The organism is Sebaldella termitidis ATCC 33386 (assembly GCF_000024405.1).
GTDB classification, from domain to species: domain Bacteria; phylum Fusobacteriota; class Fusobacteriia; order Fusobacteriales; family Leptotrichiaceae; genus Sebaldella; species Sebaldella termitidis.
The window spans coordinates 3,022,293-3,038,721 of the sequence record NC_013517.1; the positions used below are offsets into that span (position 1 = coordinate 3,022,293).

General features: G+C 29.3%; 30 protein-coding genes. 7 read left to right on the forward strand and 23 right to left on the reverse strand.

Features of this window, described 5'->3' with window-relative positions:
• Positions 1-4: 4 nt before the first annotated feature.
• The 18 genes from terL to STERM_RS14080 form a co-directional block, all read right to left on the reverse strand.
• Positions 5-1,417, reverse strand: coding sequence for a phage terminase large subunit (gene terL, locus STERM_RS14000; protein WP_169305411.1), 1,413 nt, complete (start codon positions 1,415-1,417; stop codon positions 5-7).
• Between the two features lie 139 nt (positions 1,418-1,556).
• The gene (locus STERM_RS14005; RefSeq protein WP_012862280.1) at positions 1,557-2,330 is read right to left on the reverse strand and encodes a hypothetical protein; all 774 of its coding nucleotides are present in this window, start codon (positions 2,328-2,330) and stop codon (positions 1,557-1,559) included.
• Positions 2,331-2,581: 251 nt separating this feature from the next.
• The gene (locus tag STERM_RS14010; RefSeq protein WP_012862281.1) at positions 2,582-3,139 is read right to left on the reverse strand and encodes a hypothetical protein; all 558 of its coding nucleotides are present in this window, start codon (positions 3,137-3,139) and stop codon (positions 2,582-2,584) included.
• A 51-nt stretch (positions 3,140-3,190) separates the two neighbouring features.
• Positions 3,191-3,352, reverse strand: a complete 162-nt coding sequence (locus STERM_RS22235) for a hypothetical protein (RefSeq protein WP_012862282.1) — start codon at positions 3,350-3,352, stop codon at positions 3,191-3,193.
• 60 nt (positions 3,353-3,412) lie between these two features.
• Positions 3,413-3,619: a hypothetical protein gene (locus STERM_RS14015; RefSeq protein WP_012862283.1), complete on the reverse strand. Its 207-nt coding sequence runs from the start codon at positions 3,617-3,619 to the stop codon at positions 3,413-3,415.
• Positions 3,619-3,972 carry an ImmA/IrrE family metallo-endopeptidase gene (locus tag STERM_RS14020; protein ID WP_012862284.1) on the reverse strand — a complete coding sequence of 118 codons (354 nt, stop codon included), beginning with the start codon at positions 3,970-3,972 and terminating at the stop codon, positions 3,619-3,621. Before STERM_RS14020 ends, STERM_RS14015 begins: the two co-directional genes overlap by 1 nt.
• 211 nt (positions 3,973-4,183) lie before the next feature.
• A complete protein-coding gene (locus STERM_RS14030; protein ID WP_012862286.1) occupies positions 4,184-4,381 on the reverse strand; it encodes a hypothetical protein in 198 nt (65 codons plus the stop codon).
• A 125-nt stretch (positions 4,382-4,506) separates the two neighbouring features.
• Positions 4,507-5,298, reverse strand: a complete 792-nt coding sequence (locus STERM_RS14035; protein ID WP_012862287.1) for a putative HNHc nuclease — start codon at positions 5,296-5,298, stop codon at positions 4,507-4,509.
• A gap of 9 nt (positions 5,299-5,307) precedes the next feature.
• Positions 5,308-5,736: a YopX family protein gene (locus tag STERM_RS14040; RefSeq protein WP_012862288.1), complete on the reverse strand. Its 429-nt coding sequence runs from the start codon at positions 5,734-5,736 to the stop codon at positions 5,308-5,310.
• Positions 5,737-5,862: 126 nt separating this feature from the next.
• Positions 5,863-6,033 carry a hypothetical protein gene (locus STERM_RS22240; RefSeq protein ID WP_012862289.1) on the reverse strand — a complete coding sequence of 57 codons (171 nt, stop codon included), beginning with the start codon at positions 6,031-6,033 and terminating at the stop codon, positions 5,863-5,865.
• Positions 6,034-6,037: 4 nt separating this feature from the next.
• Positions 6,038-6,442 (reverse strand): hypothetical protein, encoded by a 405-nt coding sequence (locus tag STERM_RS14045; RefSeq protein WP_012862290.1) that lies wholly within the window; start codon positions 6,440-6,442, stop codon positions 6,038-6,040.
• 4 nt (positions 6,443-6,446) lie between these two features.
• Complete coding sequence (locus STERM_RS22245; protein ID WP_169305412.1) at positions 6,447-6,584, reverse strand: hypothetical protein; 138 nt, start codon at positions 6,582-6,584, stop codon at positions 6,447-6,449.
• Between the two features lies 1 nt (position 6,585).
• Positions 6,586-7,704, reverse strand: a complete 1,119-nt coding sequence (dcm, locus tag STERM_RS21360; protein WP_012862292.1) for a DNA (cytosine-5-)-methyltransferase — start codon at positions 7,702-7,704, stop codon at positions 6,586-6,588.
• An 11-nt stretch (positions 7,705-7,715) separates the two neighbouring features.
• The gene (locus tag STERM_RS14060; protein ID WP_169305413.1) at positions 7,716-8,231 is read right to left on the reverse strand and encodes a Holliday junction resolvase RecU; all 516 of its coding nucleotides are present in this window, start codon (positions 8,229-8,231) and stop codon (positions 7,716-7,718) included.
• Position 8,232: 1 nt separating this feature from the next.
• Positions 8,233-9,384, reverse strand: a complete 1,152-nt coding sequence (locus STERM_RS14065) for a nucleoside triphosphate pyrophosphohydrolase family protein (protein WP_012862294.1) — start codon at positions 9,382-9,384, stop codon at positions 8,233-8,235.
• A gap of 17 nt (positions 9,385-9,401) precedes the next feature.
• Complete coding sequence (locus STERM_RS14070) at positions 9,402-9,587, reverse strand: hypothetical protein (RefSeq protein WP_012862295.1); 186 nt, start codon at positions 9,585-9,587, stop codon at positions 9,402-9,404.
• Positions 9,587-10,114: a hypothetical protein gene (locus STERM_RS14075; protein ID WP_012862296.1), complete on the reverse strand. Its 528-nt coding sequence runs from the start codon at positions 10,112-10,114 to the stop codon at positions 9,587-9,589. The genes STERM_RS14070 and STERM_RS14075 overlap by 1 nt, the downstream gene beginning before the upstream one ends.
• Positions 10,111-10,965, reverse strand: a complete 855-nt coding sequence (locus STERM_RS14080; protein WP_012862297.1) for a helix-turn-helix domain-containing protein — start codon at positions 10,963-10,965, stop codon at positions 10,111-10,113. Before STERM_RS14080 ends, STERM_RS14075 begins: the two co-directional genes overlap by 4 nt.
• 253 nt (positions 10,966-11,218) lie before the next feature.
• On the opposite strand from STERM_RS14080, the gene STERM_RS22250 reads away from it, so the two are divergent.
• The gene (locus tag STERM_RS22250; protein ID WP_012862298.1) at positions 11,219-11,383 is read left to right on the forward strand and encodes a hypothetical protein; all 165 of its coding nucleotides are present in this window, start codon (positions 11,219-11,221) and stop codon (positions 11,381-11,383) included.
• Positions 11,384-11,416: 33 nt separating this feature from the next.
• On the opposite strand, the gene STERM_RS14085 is transcribed toward STERM_RS22250, so the two are convergent.
• From STERM_RS14085 to STERM_RS14100, 4 genes are all read right to left on the reverse strand, one after another.
• Positions 11,417-11,677 (reverse strand): hypothetical protein, encoded by a 261-nt coding sequence (locus STERM_RS14085; RefSeq protein WP_147289487.1) that lies wholly within the window; start codon positions 11,675-11,677, stop codon positions 11,417-11,419.
• 75 nt (positions 11,678-11,752) lie between these two features.
• Positions 11,753-11,971 carry a hypothetical protein gene (locus STERM_RS14090; RefSeq protein WP_012862299.1) on the reverse strand — a complete coding sequence of 73 codons (219 nt, stop codon included), beginning with the start codon at positions 11,969-11,971 and terminating at the stop codon, positions 11,753-11,755.
• A gap of 36 nt (positions 11,972-12,007) precedes the next feature.
• Entirely contained in the window at positions 12,008-12,217 is a 210-nt protein-coding gene (locus tag STERM_RS14095; RefSeq protein WP_012862300.1) for a helix-turn-helix domain-containing protein, read from the reverse strand.
• A gap of 112 nt (positions 12,218-12,329) precedes the next feature.
• Positions 12,330-12,992, reverse strand: coding sequence for an XRE family transcriptional regulator (locus STERM_RS14100; RefSeq protein WP_012862301.1), 663 nt, complete (start codon positions 12,990-12,992; stop codon positions 12,330-12,332).
• 174 nt (positions 12,993-13,166) lie between these two features.
• Between STERM_RS14100 and STERM_RS14105 the strand changes: the two genes are divergently transcribed.
• From STERM_RS14105 to STERM_RS14120, 5 genes are all read left to right on the forward strand, one after another.
• A complete protein-coding gene (locus STERM_RS14105; protein ID WP_012862302.1) occupies positions 13,167-13,454 on the forward strand; it encodes a hypothetical protein in 288 nt (95 codons plus the stop codon).
• Positions 13,455-13,655, forward strand: coding sequence for a hypothetical protein (locus tag STERM_RS14110; protein ID WP_012862303.1), 201 nt, complete (start codon positions 13,455-13,457; stop codon positions 13,653-13,655).
• Between the two features lie 41 nt (positions 13,656-13,696).
• Positions 13,697-13,924 carry a hypothetical protein gene (locus STERM_RS14115; protein ID WP_012862304.1) on the forward strand — a complete coding sequence of 76 codons (228 nt, stop codon included), beginning with the start codon at positions 13,697-13,699 and terminating at the stop codon, positions 13,922-13,924.
• Between the two features lie 81 nt (positions 13,925-14,005).
• Complete coding sequence (locus STERM_RS22255) at positions 14,006-14,143, forward strand: hypothetical protein (protein WP_012862305.1); 138 nt, start codon at positions 14,006-14,008, stop codon at positions 14,141-14,143.
• A gap of 134 nt (positions 14,144-14,277) precedes the next feature.
• Positions 14,278-14,958: a Rha family transcriptional regulator gene (locus STERM_RS14120; RefSeq protein WP_012862307.1), complete on the forward strand. Its 681-nt coding sequence runs from the start codon at positions 14,278-14,280 to the stop codon at positions 14,956-14,958.
• Positions 14,959-15,352: 394 nt separating this feature from the next.
• On the opposite strand, the gene STERM_RS14125 is transcribed toward STERM_RS14120, so the two are convergent.
• On the reverse strand, positions 15,353-15,562 hold the full coding sequence (locus STERM_RS14125; protein ID WP_012860284.1) for a helix-turn-helix domain-containing protein: 210 nt from the start codon (positions 15,560-15,562) through the stop codon (positions 15,353-15,355).
• Between the two features lie 163 nt (positions 15,563-15,725).
• Between STERM_RS14125 and STERM_RS21365 the strand changes: the two genes are divergently transcribed.
• Complete coding sequence (locus tag STERM_RS21365) at positions 15,726-16,346, forward strand: phage antirepressor N-terminal domain-containing protein (RefSeq protein ID WP_012860283.1); 621 nt, start codon at positions 15,726-15,728, stop codon at positions 16,344-16,346.
• Positions 16,347-16,429 lie beyond the last annotated feature (83 nt).

Below are 16,429 nucleotides of genomic sequence, written 5' to 3' on the forward strand. Positions count from 1 at the left end.
CCTCCTATAATAAAAAATGATTTGAAGCAGTATATTTATCTCTTATTACGATTCCTGCATAGCTTGCACAATCGACCATATCATCATGAGTGCCATTAGGAAATTCTAACAGCTGCCTTTCATATGCTTCTACTTCAGGATCTTCTTTGTGGAGTCTATGATATACTCTTCTATTTCCATATAAATTTATAATACTTGATGCTCTAAATACTTTGTCACCTTGTGCTTGAAGTTCTTCAATTAAGAACCCTTCTTCTTTAAATTTCTGTATTAAGTAGGTTCCTGATTGTTTATCTTCAATATAAGTTGTATCTGGACTTAAATTTAAAATCTGATTCCTTAATATTCTTTCTTGATCCGGTATCTTTAACCTATTATGATAAATATTTAGCAGCAACAGCTCCTTATCAGGTGTTAATGCCCAATGAAAGATCGCCGTTTCGTCGTTTTCATCTTTTTCTTTCATTGCAGTATCTACCGTGAAAAATCTTACACAATCCCTTTTAAGTATTGTTTTCGTATTCCCGTCATTATATAAGTAATAGAAATGGTTATCTTCTTTGAAATACTTAAAATCTTCTCTGTGGAAATAGTCTCCTTCTTCCGGTGTCGGTCTTTGCTGAAACAATGAAGCCCATGTCCTCGGATTAGATTTATATGGTTCATAAAATGCTTCATCAAATCCACCTTCTTCCCACAATAATTCCCCTTTTTTTCTAAGTAAGATGTCTGTTTCTTCATTCTCACATTCTGCTGCCAGAATCAATTCAGCAAACTTCTCACTTTCATCTTCTTTAAGCCTTCCTGCCAGATCATCATAATGCCATCTAGTCATAACTACTAAAGCTATCATGACTTCCCCAGGATTAATTCTTGTACTCGCATCATCTTTCCAAGTTTCCCATAATCTGTCTCTATATCTTTTGGAATTTGCTTCAAGTCTGTTCTTTACAGGATCATCTATTATTAATAAACTTGATCCTTCTCCTGTCATTCTACCTTGTAGTGGGGTACTAATTACTCTAGCTGCTTTTTCTGTTTCCCATGTCGTACTCCCCTTAACCTTTAAATCTATATTTCCAAAATACTTCTTATATTCTATATATAGATCTTTATTTCTTGCCCCTGCCTTAGCTGCTAAATCTTTTCCATATGCACCTAATATAACCGGCTTTTGTGTTTTTAAAACAAACCAACTAGGGAATGTATTTGTTATACTTGTACTTTTTAAATGCCTCGGCGGCATATTAATTATCATCTTAAATCTTCGCTTGTCTGTTTTTATTACACCCAGACTTGCTAATGTCAGAATGTCACAAATAAGTTCTATATGCCTGCCTCTTATAAGAGGATTACTATTCGGAAAAGTATTCTTAAAATAACTGTAATATGATTCTGTTATCAAGTATTTATTCAAGGTTATTATTTCTTTCATTTCTTCAACTTTTAACTTATTAATCTCTAAGTTCTCAATATACTTCTCTATATTTTTTATTTCCAAAAATTTTTCGTATCTTTCCTTATTGAGAATTTCTAAATTATTAAGTTCTAAGAATCTATTCAGAGCCTTCATCATTAACACCTTTTAATCCTTGAATTTTTTTAACAATATTTTTGACATCTTCTTCATTTACTTCTTCATTAGTTCCGTTTAAATCTCTTGCTTTTTCTTTACTTAATTCAAACTTATCAATTTCTATATTCTCTTCTGTTAACTGCTTTTCGTATTCTGCCTGAGTATAAATAGATATTACCTGTAAATCTGTCTGTATTTCCTTTTCTATTAATCTTATATTTGTTATAGCTTTATTGATTGCTATTTGAAGGTCTTTGTCTGTCGAATTCTCCTCTATAGAATCCACTAAATCCATTAGTATTTTTTTCTTTTTTGCTTTTACTTTTTTTAATATCTCTGTACCCTCTGGATAAGCAAACTTTACTGTATCTTCAAGTATCCTTCTAGCTCTTTCTATCAGATATGGTCTTATCGGTTTCTTATATTCATAAAAAGATCCGTTTGATACTCCATGTTTTTCCATTATTTCTTTATCTGTAAGATTTTCAGGATTTGCTATTATTTCTGCTTGTACTTTTGTTTTTTTGTCTTGTCCTGTTGTCCTATTTTTTTTGTCCTGTCTTTGGTTTTTTTGTCCTGTTTTTTTGTCCTGTCCTGTTTCTTTTTTTTTGAGATATCTCTCATGTTTTCTTTTTATACTGTCCGTTTGCATTTCAAGGGATAACTCTCTTTTTATCCGCTCATATACTTCTTTTTTTGTCTTGTACTCAGGACTAAGTTTTATATATAACTGATCTATTAATTTTATATCCATTCATCCATTAGTCCTCCTTTTATATCTATTCTGTTTTTCTATTTTTTTATATTCACAAGATATTGTATTTCATGTTATATTTTGTCGGGAAAATACAATACAAAATACTACATATTGTGTTTTAAAAAAAAGGAGCCTCTAAGTAATAGACTATATTCCGTCTATTTTCACTTAGAAGCTCCCAAATTCATGAGCAATAACTCCCTTATTTATTTTCTATATTATAATATTTATCATACAAAAAGTCAAATTTACCTCATTGTATACTCGTATTTCTCGCCTTCAATTTCAAAAATAAGTTTCAAAGGATTTTGTGTTTCTTCAACCTCTTGAGGCACAGACAACAAATATCTGACGCCTAAAGTTTTTAATGGATCTATAGCAGTAATATTAGCATATGTAAATCCTGTCTGTGAATCTTCCGGTATTGGCTCTGCCGAATATGTATAACCACCATTATAATCTGCCGTTACCGTCATAATTTCGTCAGCCCCTAGTTGCTGCTTTTGAATATTTTTTACATCTGTGTCTACATGGATATATACATTTCCACTTTCAGCTGGATAATGCGTATAAAAACCTGAAGTATCATCTGGTAACACATCATAACTAAATTCTATTTTTTTTATTGTTATTTCAGCCTTAGAGTTTTTTATAGTATCACCTATTTTCAAAGTTTTTATTTCATTTTTCTTTTCCTCGACAACTTCATTTTTGTTCTCTGCTTCTTTTTTAGTAACAGTATTTTTTTGGGTTCCACACGACATTATCAAACTTAACATTAACAAAATATACAGAATTTTTTTCATTGCATACCTCCTTTGTATTTATGATTATTTTATCATTTTTTTAAACTTATATCAAAATTTTTCTTTTTTTATTGTATCTATAAGTTTACCTTTTGTCATTTTTACTTCTACCCAACCAGTCCAGCCTTCTTTTTTTAGATTTATAATTTTTAATACCGCACTTTTTATCCCTATATCTTCATTTATTATTTCTAATATTTCATTATCACTCATTTGTCCTCCCTAACTTCATTTCTTAAATGCACAAGTTCGTTTCATTCAAATTCGATCTTTTCATTTGCTTCCTGGTATTTTCTTGGGCTTTGGACTACTTGGCACTTTTGGCTTTTCCGGAAACAAAGCCTCTAATATTTTAATTGGAATCCCTATAAATATATGGCACATTAAACTTATTATTCCTATAAAAAGAATCCCACACCAGAACAAACCTATACAAAAAAGTATCGCAATGAATATCATTTTTATACCTTCTATTACCATTATTTATCACCTGTTTCCATAAGCTCAAATATTGCTTTTAACATTCCTGTTGTTTCTATTTCATAGATCCCTTTTGACAAAGTTGTAACTATTTTTTCTTCCATATCTTTTTCAATATCCAAATTTAAATTTATTCCCCATTCATGAAACAGACCATGAAGGAACTCATGTATTATCGTTTCTTTTTGTGTGCTTAAATCCATATCCCTATTAATATTTATTTCTTTTCTAACTAAGTCTATAAAACCACTCATTCTTTGCTCTAAATATTTATCATTTATTTCTCTTTCTGATAAAAATAGTATTTTATAGTCATAGACACCTATTCTCACAGGTATAATAGTTTTTTGCATTATTCCTCCTATTTTTTTTGAAATAGTTCTTCTATCCATAAAATTATAGCTGTTGATGCAGAAAAGTATATTATAAACCAAAACGTTAATATTAAAGGATTTTGATATCTCAAAAGCTTATCAAAAATTTCAAAAAATTTAACCTCTCTGATCAAACAAAATGATAACATTAAAAGAAACATTTTTAAAAATTCTTTCATTCTTCACCTCTCTAATTCCAGATCTTATATGCTGCATAAATAAAGATTATAAACATTGCAATCTGTGCTAATATTCTACCTAAATTTTCCGGTATAAATACTTCTTTTATGCTTTTTATATTTTTCGAATAGTCCTTTGCTTTTTCCAAATTAGCCATAGCTAATGCTATAAGAACAAAAACTATAAATGTATTTATAAAGTTTTTCATCTTTTAACCTTCTTCCCAGATCTTTTCTTCAGAAACTCTTTTAAGCAATTTCCATTTTTATTTCCTCGCCCCCTATATTCATTATTAGATACATTTCACCATGTTCGCCCATTTAAAATACCTCCCTATTTCTTTTTTAGATAATCATACTTGCCTTCTTTAAGCTCTTTCCGGAATAACTTGAAATGATTTTTATATGTATCAAGTAAATCAAATACAAGCTTTTCATTGAGCCATACACCCTTTAATACATATCTTTCTTCAAAATCTTTTCGCCCCAAACTGTGCTTTTCCTGATGATGTTTTCTGCATAATGTTATAAACCTTGTCTTTAGACCGTTATCAAATTCATAACCACCTATAGAGTTGGCATTATCCCAATGTTCCAAATCAACTATATAACTATTTTCAGGATCATGTCTTTGATTACAAACAGCACATTTTCGCTCCCTTAAACATGCTATGACATACTGGTCAATCTCTTTTATAAAATGTCTTGCATGTCTTAAAATGCCTGTTCCTTTTTCTTTGAGGAATAAATTAACATCAAGATGCAGAGCCTTTTCTATTGTCCAGTTTATAAATTCACTCGCCAGTTCCATTGAAAGAACATCTTTAGATGCCCTTTCAAAAGTAAAAACTGGAATTTCTTTCAGCCGGCAGAACTCATTTTTAAGATCTATTTTTACATTTTCCCTTTCATCCCCTATTGCATCTCCTATTTGCTTAAAGAGTATGTGTAGCAGGGCGTTTTGTTCCTGTGATAACATTGAAACCGGAATAACCCTGATAGGATAATTATTTAATTCTTCTTCCCATTCCTGAGCTTTTTTCTTTGCTTCTCTTAATTTCTTTTTTTCTACCGGAAAGAAAGCATTTATACAGTTATTTTCTCTATCTATTTCAAAATATGACATATAATCACCTTAGCTTTTATTTTCATATATATTCCCTACAATTTTTATTTCTTTTTCAATATCATTTTCTGTCCTATCATCATTTTCAGCCCTCCAAAGTACTTTTTTATCTTCATCAGATGCTTCAAAGTAAAAACCCCACATTTTTACTTTTTTAAGCGTTTGATTATATTTAGACAGTACCATATGTTCGAGTTCCCCATATCTAACTATCATTTTCCCAGCGTTTCCGTCATTGTCATGAAACTGAATAATATCTCCCTCAAATATATCTTTGCCTGTTATATCTTTTTTCATTAAAGGCTTCATAAAGATTGCATCTTCTGAACGGAATCCGCCCCATTGACCTACTACCCAGACTATTTTATCAATATAATTTACCTCTCTTACTTCACCTAATAATTTTTTCTTTTCTATCCAAACTCTTAATTTATCCATGAATCCTCCTAACTTTTATTTTCTCCCTGACTCTTCTTTTTCTATTCTGCCTGTATATTTTGTAAGTCTGGCATTGCCATTTATGGACACATACCGGACACATTTCATTCATTACAGTACACGGTGTCATTTTTTCCCCCTGACATCATTCAATTCATTTAAATGTCTTTTTAGCACATTCAAAGTATTTTCTGCTGTTTTTATTATTTTTTCTTGTGTTCTCATATTATGTAAACAATAAGATATTTCACTTTCTATTTCTCTATTTGTCATATTTTTTATTAATTTTTCTGGCATTGTCTCACCTCATTCTTTCTAATAAATACTTATTTTTTATGTACATGTCTTTCTCTCTGAGTTTCTTCTCATTCTCCAAAAAATATCCTTCTTTCTGAAGATCTATTATTATTTTTCTCCTGAAGTTTCTTATTGTTGAAATTGCCGGAATTTTCTTTTTAAACTCTTGAGGAGTTATTTTATTAATATCTATATTCTTTGCTCGCATTAAGTAAAGCAGTAATTCCGTGTCAGGTGCATTATGTTCAAATACTATTTCTGGATGCATCACAATTATTTTTTTTAATTCTGTATCTCTTGGATAACCACTATTTACATGATCACGTACCACTTGCCGTCCATAAAGGTCATTTTTTATTGTTTTTAGATCTCTGAAAAATTCATCTTTTTCATCTACTTGAATTGCCATATTATCAGCTCCCATTCATAAAAGCTGCCATTGCTAATATTACTATTGCAAATTTAGTCCATGTATAATCCTTTAATAAATATATACCTACTACAGCAGCTATCATCACACCAATGTTATTAATTGACATAAAACTTCCCATTTTAAAATAACTTATACTCTCCTATTTCTTCTTCCAAAAACAAACTTTTAAATATTGCTTCCGGTACATTTACAACTATGCTATTACCTGCCTGTTTGTATAATTGTGTGTCACTCATCCCAAGTGCTTTTACTTTGTCAAAATCATTATCAGTAAATCCCATAAGTCTGAAACATTCGTGGGGTGTCAGTCTCCTTATTCTATAATCTGTAAAAATTTTAGGTGGATCTTTATAATCTGTTGAAGTTAAACTTCCTATTGTTCCACTTGGACTATATATCCTTCCTCTTTGAACTCCGTGACCGTCCAATAATCCTACTAAATACAATCCTGTTTTTGCTCCAAGTCCTCCACCTTGTGAACTTAATGTCACAGATACATCAGGCATATAAATTCTTTCCCCTTGGCTATTTTTTTCAGATAAACTCCCTATTAAATTTACTTTTTCTAAGTTTTCTATTTCTAGTATTTTGTCTTTGTATTTTTCTATAAATGCTTTAGTCTTTTCTTCATTTATAAAATACTTTTCATCTACTTCTTTTTCTAATAGATCCTTGAGTAATATATTTAATTTTTTCGGTCCTGGAAAGTTATATTTTACTTTATCATCAAGTATACTCAGACAGAACAGCCTTTCACGGTTTTGAGGTATCTCATAATTTAAAGCATTCAATACTTTATAAAAGTTTTTATAGCCTAGTTTTTCTAAAAATACTAAATAATTCTGAAATTCCCATCTGTGGTTTTTACTCAAAATATTAGCTACATTTTCTAATAACAAATATTTTGGTAGTTTCTTTCTCTCTTTGTAATTTTCTAAAAGTCTCAATACTTCTAACAAAAGTCCTGAACGTGTTCCTTCTTGTATTCCTTGGTGTTTGCCGGCTATCGAAATATCCTGACATGGTGAACCATATATCAGAAGATCTGTTTCAGGCAGCTCTTTTATTTTTTCAATATCTCCCAAGTTAGGAGTTAAAAAGTCATTGTGAATTGCTCGGTATGAATCTATAGCGAATCTGTCAATCTCTGAAAAAGCAATGACTTTATGATGTATATTTAATTTTTCAAGTGCTTTTCTTGGTGATCCTATGCCTGCAAATAATTCAATGACTTTCATATTTCCTCCTACTAATAATTTTCTTTAAATAATTTTAATACCTGATGTTCTTTGTCTAAATTAAATATATCTTCTATCTCATATCTATAATTAGTCCTTAGTTTTTTTTGATTTATTAATATTCCTATCTCAGCACATTCAATTGCTTTAATTGATTTTTTCCCTGTTCTCAGTAAAAATTTTTCAAGTTCATGAGTAGTTACTAAGTAAGTTTTTTCCAGTTCTCTAAAGTTTATAATGAAAGCTTTTACACTATTTTCAAAATCACCAAGTTTTTTAAAGCTTTCTAACTGATTATAGGCACTTTTATTTAAACTATATGTTTTTCCCTGTGTTGTTTTTAGCTCTAATAAATAAAGATATGGAGCTTTAAACATAAAACAATCACATACATTCCGTGGGGTAAATCTTGAAAATTCACCAGCATTTGCACCGCCAAAATTCGCACTATCTTTAAACCTATAAAAAAGTATATTTTGAGGTACTGAGGCTTTTATATCAGCCTCAAACCTCTTACCCACATTCATTTTATTCACTACCTTTTGCATGCATACTGATACCTGAACCACCTATTAATACTGTACTTGTACTTTTAGTTTTTTTAGTCTCTGTTTCTTGATATTCCAAAGTTGCTCCGTAAATTCGATCTTTCCCTTTTTTCGTTACTCTTATTTTGCCTTCAAAAATTAATTGTATTATTAGCTGTGTGCATTCTTTTGATTTTATATCAACCAGCTTTTGAAGCAATGTAGGTCTAAACTCGTAAGGTGTGTTTTTCGATAGAAATAAAAGTATCTTTTTCTTTTTATCTTCCAGATCTTCTATTTCTTCATCACTTATCATTGCCTGTAATTCCTCATCTGTCATTGCATTTCCTTTTATTTCAGCAATATCTTTTTTGGCTTTTATTTCTGTTATTACTGTTACTGTTTCGTCTTTTCCGCTTGCAAGATCATAACCAATCATTAGCGGACCATATTCACCATTCTCAATTCTCGTGATAGTTCTATCTATTTTTCCTTTTGCTATTTTAATTATCTTTTCTATTGCAGTAGCATTTAGAAAACTTGATTTTTCAACTATACCCTTAATCATATTTATAACTAATTTTGTTTTCTTTAGTTGTATAGCTACTACCAAACAATCAGCTATTTCTTCTATTACATCATCTTCATGTTTTGTCCAGAATGATGTTCTTCTTTTATTTACAGCTTCTTGCAATTCTTGTATTTCCTCAAATAATTTACCTTCCTGTGCTTTTTCTCCAAAAAAGCTTTTTATATATTTCAGTTTTGCTCTATATTCTGAATCTAGTATAATTTCATCTCTTTCTTTTGAACCAAATAATTTACCAGAATTTACAGACTTTATAATTCTATTGATAATGTCATGAAAATCCTTAGATGTTTCTATATTTCTTACAGCTAAAATATCATTGAATCTTGCTGTAAAATCATCTTCTGTCATATTTTCTGTTTGAAAATCATCAAGGAAATTATGATATATTATTTCAGCTATTTTCTTTTGACTGAATACTACAGTTAATTGTAAATCAGATCTTTTCCATCCAAATTTCAATTTTCCAGATTGATCGTTATTTATGTCAAAATCACTATGATTTAAATTATATTGTGATTCACACATCCCTATTATAAAGTCTCTCATTTCATTACTTATCATATTTTTATCACTCCCTATTATTTATATTTTCCTTTTTTATTTAGTGTTTCTTTTATATCTTTGAATAGTTTTATTTGTTCCTTGTATTCTTTTAGATTCTCCGGCTGCCTAAGCTTAAATAAGTAAATTGACAAGCCGTCTTTTTCTGCTGTATATTCTTGATGTAATGCTGCTAACTTTGCATCTTCCTCAGACTTAAACACTAGATTACCTCTTTTCCAAAAAACTGATTTTCTATCATAAGAGTAACTTTATTTTCTATTACGTCATATCCTTTCTGCTGTCTTTCATACTTGCTGTTAAAGCTATTTCTTATCTGTGCTTTAAATGTTCCTATATCATCATCTTTTAAGTGTCTAGCATCATGTTTATTGTTTAGATAAATCTCTCTGCCTATTTCTCCATATTCCTGATATATAGCAGCTTCCATATTGTCTGCCCCTAATCTACGCACTAAGTACATAAACCTTTCAGCAAACTCCTGCCCTATATTTTGTTTTTCCATTTCTGGATTTAATAAAGTCATTAGATGGGCTATGCTTGGAGTACCGAAAGTATGTTTATGTAATAATTCAATAACTTTAACCTGCACAATCCTAGATTCATATTTTTTTAGTGAATAATACCAAGTGTCTATTTTTTGTGCTATTCTTTCATCATCTTCCGGAACAAAATCCTTATATTCATTTCCTATCGCATAAATTACTTCTTTTACTTCTTCACGTGTCATAATTCCATAAGCCTCCTGAATTTATCATTTGTTTTTTTGCTTTCTTTACTCTCATAATTTTTCTGTCTTATCTTCTCAAAACTGCTAGCAGTTACTAAAAAATCAAATGTTGCTCTAAAATCATTTACCTCACCTCTTAGGAATTTAGAATTCCTTATCATTCCCATAACTTCTAAAAACCTTTCTAGTCCATGTTTTTTTATTCTTGCATTTAAATTACTTAATCTTTTTCCGTCTATTTTATCTATTTTAGGCAAGTCCAATTCATTAGCTAAACTATTCCATTCTTCCTGTACTTTTTGGATATTATCTTTAGATAATATCTTTTTATTATTTATATTATTATTATTTAAATTATATATATTCTGTGTAACAATTTTGTTACCGGTACCGTCCTCAATATTGTTACCCGTACCAGTAACATTTTTGTTACCGGTAACGTTTGTGTTACTGGTGTACTCTTTATAATTTCTTTCATTTACTGTTACTGTTGTTTCATCTCCATCCTCTGTCTTTTCTTTTATACAGTATGTCTTTATTGTCTTTTTCTCTTCGTGACTTTGTAAATCCTCTAAATAGGTTTTATATGATTCTTCAGCATATAGCCGTCTCTCTTCTGTTACATTTCCTTTTTCCAAAGCAATCATATATAAGTACCCTTTTTTAATTAAAGAACCTATTAACCTTGACATGCTTTTTTCATGCTTCCCTAGTATTTTAGAAAAATACGAATTTGTCGCATAACAATATCCTGCATTGTTATTCCCTAACTCTTTTATTAACATGTATAATCTAAATTCACCATCTTTCAACTCTTTATCATTAAGAGCCTTATATATAAATTGATTCATAGAATCATCACTTCCTATTTCATATTTTTAATAATTTGATTTTTTATATAAATGTGTTATAATTTAGTTGATTAAAACATTGTAGCCCTTTATGGGCTTTTTTTATTTCCCCAGAATAAGCAAACTGGGGTAACATATATAGTGAGGTTGAATGGTAGTCACCTCACTTTTATTTTATTTTGCTTATTTTTTCTATATCACTTCCTTTCATGATATAATTGATCTGTTACAATAAAACACCATAGGAGGTTTTATGTACGTAAATATCATGCGTGATGACGAAGGTGTTAAGTTTATTCTCTTAGATGACAATAAAGAAGTGTTCTATACTTCTCATGGATTCACAGATATTGATGAGTGTGAAGCTGTCATTGAAAAAATCAAAGAAAATAAAACTTTCGTCAAATGGTTACCTTAGTATTTATTCAGGAGCTGCAACTCCTGAATTTTTTTACTTTAAAAATAGTTTTACCATGATGAAAATTAACAGAATAGCAGTATTAGAAATTGTAAATATTTTATAAATCCTAAATATTTTATCAGAGCTTTTTTGTATATTTTTTATTACTCTTATTTCACGTTCTAGGATTTTAGCCTGTTTATCATGCCTATCATGTTCATAATCTTTTAGTATTTTGTCAGCCTGAATTTTTAGTATACACTCATGTATTCCGCCAACTAACCCCATATCTATTTCACCATCTTTTTCCAAAGTATCTAAAATTTTAAAAAGCTTTTTTTATATTCTTAGTTTCTATTATCACTCTTTCTCCTTTCCTTTAGTTATTTATTCACCTGTTTTTACTGATGCATCTCTTAAAACATCTTCCAACTTTACATCTTTTTTTCCTTCCGGAACTTTTAAAATAATTGGTTCAGTAATTTTCCTTATTTCATATTGTGTAATTAATCCCTCTAACATTCCCTTAAAAAGCTTTATTTCATATGTTAAGTTATAAAGCCAAGCTATGATTAAAACTTGTAAGAAAATTATTATATATTCCATCCCTCCTCCTTCCTTTTTTTATACACAAACGTATAATTAGTTGTCAAAAAAATTTTCATATTTTACACCTGTTATTTCACTTAATAATTTTATTTTATCTGGTGAAAAAGTAAGTTTATTCATTTTCAAATTTGCATAATGATGTGAAAAATTTTGCCTCGACATATTAATGTTTTTAGCTAGTTTTGAACAACTAATATTATTTTCTTCTAAATATTTCTTTATTTTTTTATATGCTATATTCATAAATTCCACCTCACATTATTTATACAACAACGTATAAGAAATGTCAAATTTTTTTTTACAAAATAAAAAATGCCTAAGCATTTTAAATTATGAAAATTTCCCCACCCGTTTTCTAAAATAATTTTCTACTGACTAAAGTGGTAAAAGTTCCAACATATTTTATATTCTCATCTACCAAAATATTTTTTTCATATCCTGTTAGACTTTTTAATATTGCTTCTCCATCATAAAAACCTACTCTTTTTGCAAATTTCTCATTTTTAATATCTATTACAACTATTTTCCCATCTAATTCACGCCAGTTATTAAAATTAAAACTTTCAACAAGTATTCTATCGCCATTTAATATCTCTGGTGCCAGTTTATCTCCTCTTATTTCTACTATAAAAGAATCTTCATATATTTCTAAATCTGCCGGCAATACAAACACCTCCTTAGATAATTCCTGTAAAAGCCCTTCTCCGGCAGTATTTAAAGAAAATACAGTAAGACGTGGAGTTTCTTTTTTATTATGTAACTTTATTCGGTCTTTTAAAAAAGGTGACCTGTCTAATTCTATTAAAGCCTTAATTTCATTTTTTTGTTCTTTAGACAAATTAAAATAAGATGCAAAGTTATCAATAAATACATCTTTTGGAATTCTTTTGCCAGTTGTATAATGACTTAAAGAACCAAAAGATACATTTAGATCTTCGGCTAAAGACTCTAATGTATAATCTCTTTCTTTTATAAAATTTTTCAAGTAATCAGCAAAGCTATTAAAATTTTTTTTCATTTTTCCTCCTTGTTTTTATAGAATTATACCATTTTTTTATACAAAAATGTAAAATTATATTTGACATTTTTTATACGTTAGTGTATAATTATTTTAAAGATAGGAAAATAAAGGATACTATCAAATTTTTTTAAACAATTATTATACATTAATGTATAAAAGGAGCTGGTAGAAATGACGAAAGAAGAAATAAAAGAAATAATATATAACGCCGACTTAGATTATTCATCTTTGAACATAAAAGACGGCAGAGTAAAAGGACACATTACAGTATTGGTAGATGAGGAAGAATTACAGGAACTTTCAGATATACCCTACTTTTACTTAGATAGTTTTGAAATAGATAAGAAAAAATATTATAAGGAATCTCTTGGTGTCATATTAGCTAGTGAAGATGAAAATTACACTTTTCATGATGTAGAGTTCCAATTTAAGAAAGAAACAGTAAAGGGGGTGGCATAAATGAATTTAGAAATTGAAGATATTGTAGCATGTGCAATGTTTTTACAAAGAGAGTTTCCAGATGAAATATTATCTTATACCGCTGAAGAAATTGTAAAAATATGTGAATCTATTATTGTTGAATATGAACCATATATGAATTCTTTAGATGAGTATTTAGAATCTGAAGAAACAAGAAAATTCATAGAAAAAATTATTTAGAGAGGAAGTGGCGTAATGCTGCTTCCAAGAAGGAGAATCCAATGACACAAAAAGAAATTAAAAAGCTTAAAGCTAGAATACAAGAAGGATTTAAATATATTGCTAGAGATGAAACAGGAGATATTTATACATATGAAAAAATACCTAATAAAAGTTTATATGGCGAATGGAAAGACGGGGGAAAACTTCAATGTATTGGTAATTATAAATTCTTACCATTTATTGCTTCTAATGAAAATCCTACTCTTATATCCAAACTAATAAAATAAGCAAGATATATTCTTGCTCAGGTATATGACGCCTCTGCTCGTCGTATACCTCAGTAAGAATTTATTTGAAGGAGGAATTATATGTATAAAGTAATATGCCCTATTGATAATGAAATTAAGTGGCAGACTAAAGACAGAAAAGAAGCTATTGCACATGGTAAAAAGGATCAAGCATTAGTTTACAAAGGAAAAGAAGTAATATATGACTTTTCAAAATAAATAATAGGAGGAATAAATATGCTGGAGGAAGAAAGAAATTATTTAGAGTTTGTAATAAATCAAATAAAAGGAATGCAGGACGATATAAAAGAATCTGAAATAAGATTAGAAGAAAATAGGAAGGTGGTATTGGAATGAATGAATTAGTGTTAATAAAGCATAATGAACCCGTTACTACTAGTATAATTATAGCTAAAGAAACTAAAAACCAACACAAAGGAATAGTGCAATTAATAAGAAAATATACCACTGAATTCAGTAAATTCGGACTGTTACATTTCAAATGTACCGGTCAAAAAGGGAAAAAAGGATATAAAACTTGGTATGAATTAAACGAACCACAAGCCACTTTACTAATGAGTTTTCTTGATAACAATGAAGTAGTTGTAGAATTCAAAGTCAAACTTGTTAAAGGTTTTTACACAATGAAACAATTTATCTTGAATCAACAAAATAATCAGTGGCTAGATACTAGAAACAACGGTAAACAAATAAGACATGAGTTTACAGATATTTTATCTCTGTTTATAGATTATGCGTATTCTCAGGGCAGTAAGTCAGCCGATAAATATTTTATGATCTATACTAAACTAGTTAACAATACATTGGAATTAGAACCCAAACAAAGAGATATGATAGGAATTGCAACACTTAATGCTATTTCATTACTGGAAAACACTATGGGAAATATAGTTATCACTGAAATGGAAAAAGGAACTTACTACAAAGATATTTATAAAATGTGTCGTGATAATTGTGTCGAATTTATGAAAGGTCTTTTTATTCAAAAGCCTGCATTACCAAAAGCTATATAAAAAACTACCCCGCAGTAACTACAGGGCAATTCGATATTATATTCGCAATTGAATTTGATACAAATTTATATCATACATCAACTGCATTTGTCAAATTGCTAAAAGAAAAATCCCTCAACTGTACTGTCTATTAAGGGGGTTAGAAAAATAGACAGTACGGTTCAAGGATTGATATTAAGTATTAAATGGAATAACTCAATTTTCAGATTATTGGGTAATAGAAGAATGAGTTATTCCACAAGAAACTTAATTTTACATCTGCACTGTCTTTTGGAGAGATTTCAGAGAATTAAAATCAGGCAGTGCAGAAAGGTATTAAACCTTTGACGGAGCAACTCAATAGGACTAGCCTCCTATTTACTCTCTCTAAAACTTGGGTTGTTCCATTAAAGGCTTAATTCTCATCAGGGATATACTCTATTAAGTCTTGGATCGTGCAGTTGAATAATTTACAAAAAGCATTTAAATGTTCTCTATTTATTCTAACAATAGTGTCATTATAATACTTGTTCATTACAGAGGGTTGAATTCCTGTAGCAATAGAAACATCTTTTTGTGACATTCTATGCTCTGCCATTAAAATATGTATTTTTAATTTAATCATAAATGCTTCCTCCTTTGTATAAAGAAATTATATCACTTTAAAGTTCTTTATTCAAGAGTTTTAAAAATAAAATTCTTTTTAAATGAATTATTTTCTTGACAAATAAATTTAAATGGTATATTATTTTTTTAGAGAGAATAAAATTTATTTAGGAGGTATCGAAATGCTTAAAAAAGAAATAGTGTTCCATGAGGACAAAATTTTGACAATTAAGGAAAATGGAAAAATCTATGTAAGTGTGAAACATATATGCAATGGCTTAGGCATGACTGAATCACAATGTAAAAATCAAAGAGACAAAGTCAACAATGACTATACTTTGAAAGGTGGGAGAATTTTCGCCCCCCTTGAAACAAACGGCGGAATACAACAGGTTTTAATGCTTGAACTGGACTACTTGCCAATATGGTTAGCCAAAATAAACCCTTCAAGATTCAACGAGGAACTTAAACAGAAACTGTTAGATTATCAGCTCCATTGTAAAGACATACTCGCTGATGAATTTTTCGGGAAAAGGGAAATGGTATTACCGGGCAAAGATGATACAAAAGTAAACCCACACTTAAATGATATTGACGACAGGTCTTTAATCATTAGAGGTATAGAAGCAGAACTTACAAGACTATACGATGAATTAGTGTATCACTACAACTGGATAAGGAACAGATCAGAAACTAAAAGAGATGAATATATCGGAAATATCAGAAAAGCTAAACAAAAACATTTTATTGATAACGGAAAAGAGCTTACTACTAAGGATATTGACAAGTTAAACGGAAGATAGCAAAGAAACTTAATATAAAAGAGAGGCTTAATTGCCTCTCAAAGAAAAAATTTTTATTAGTTATTGCAAAAAAAAATATAACA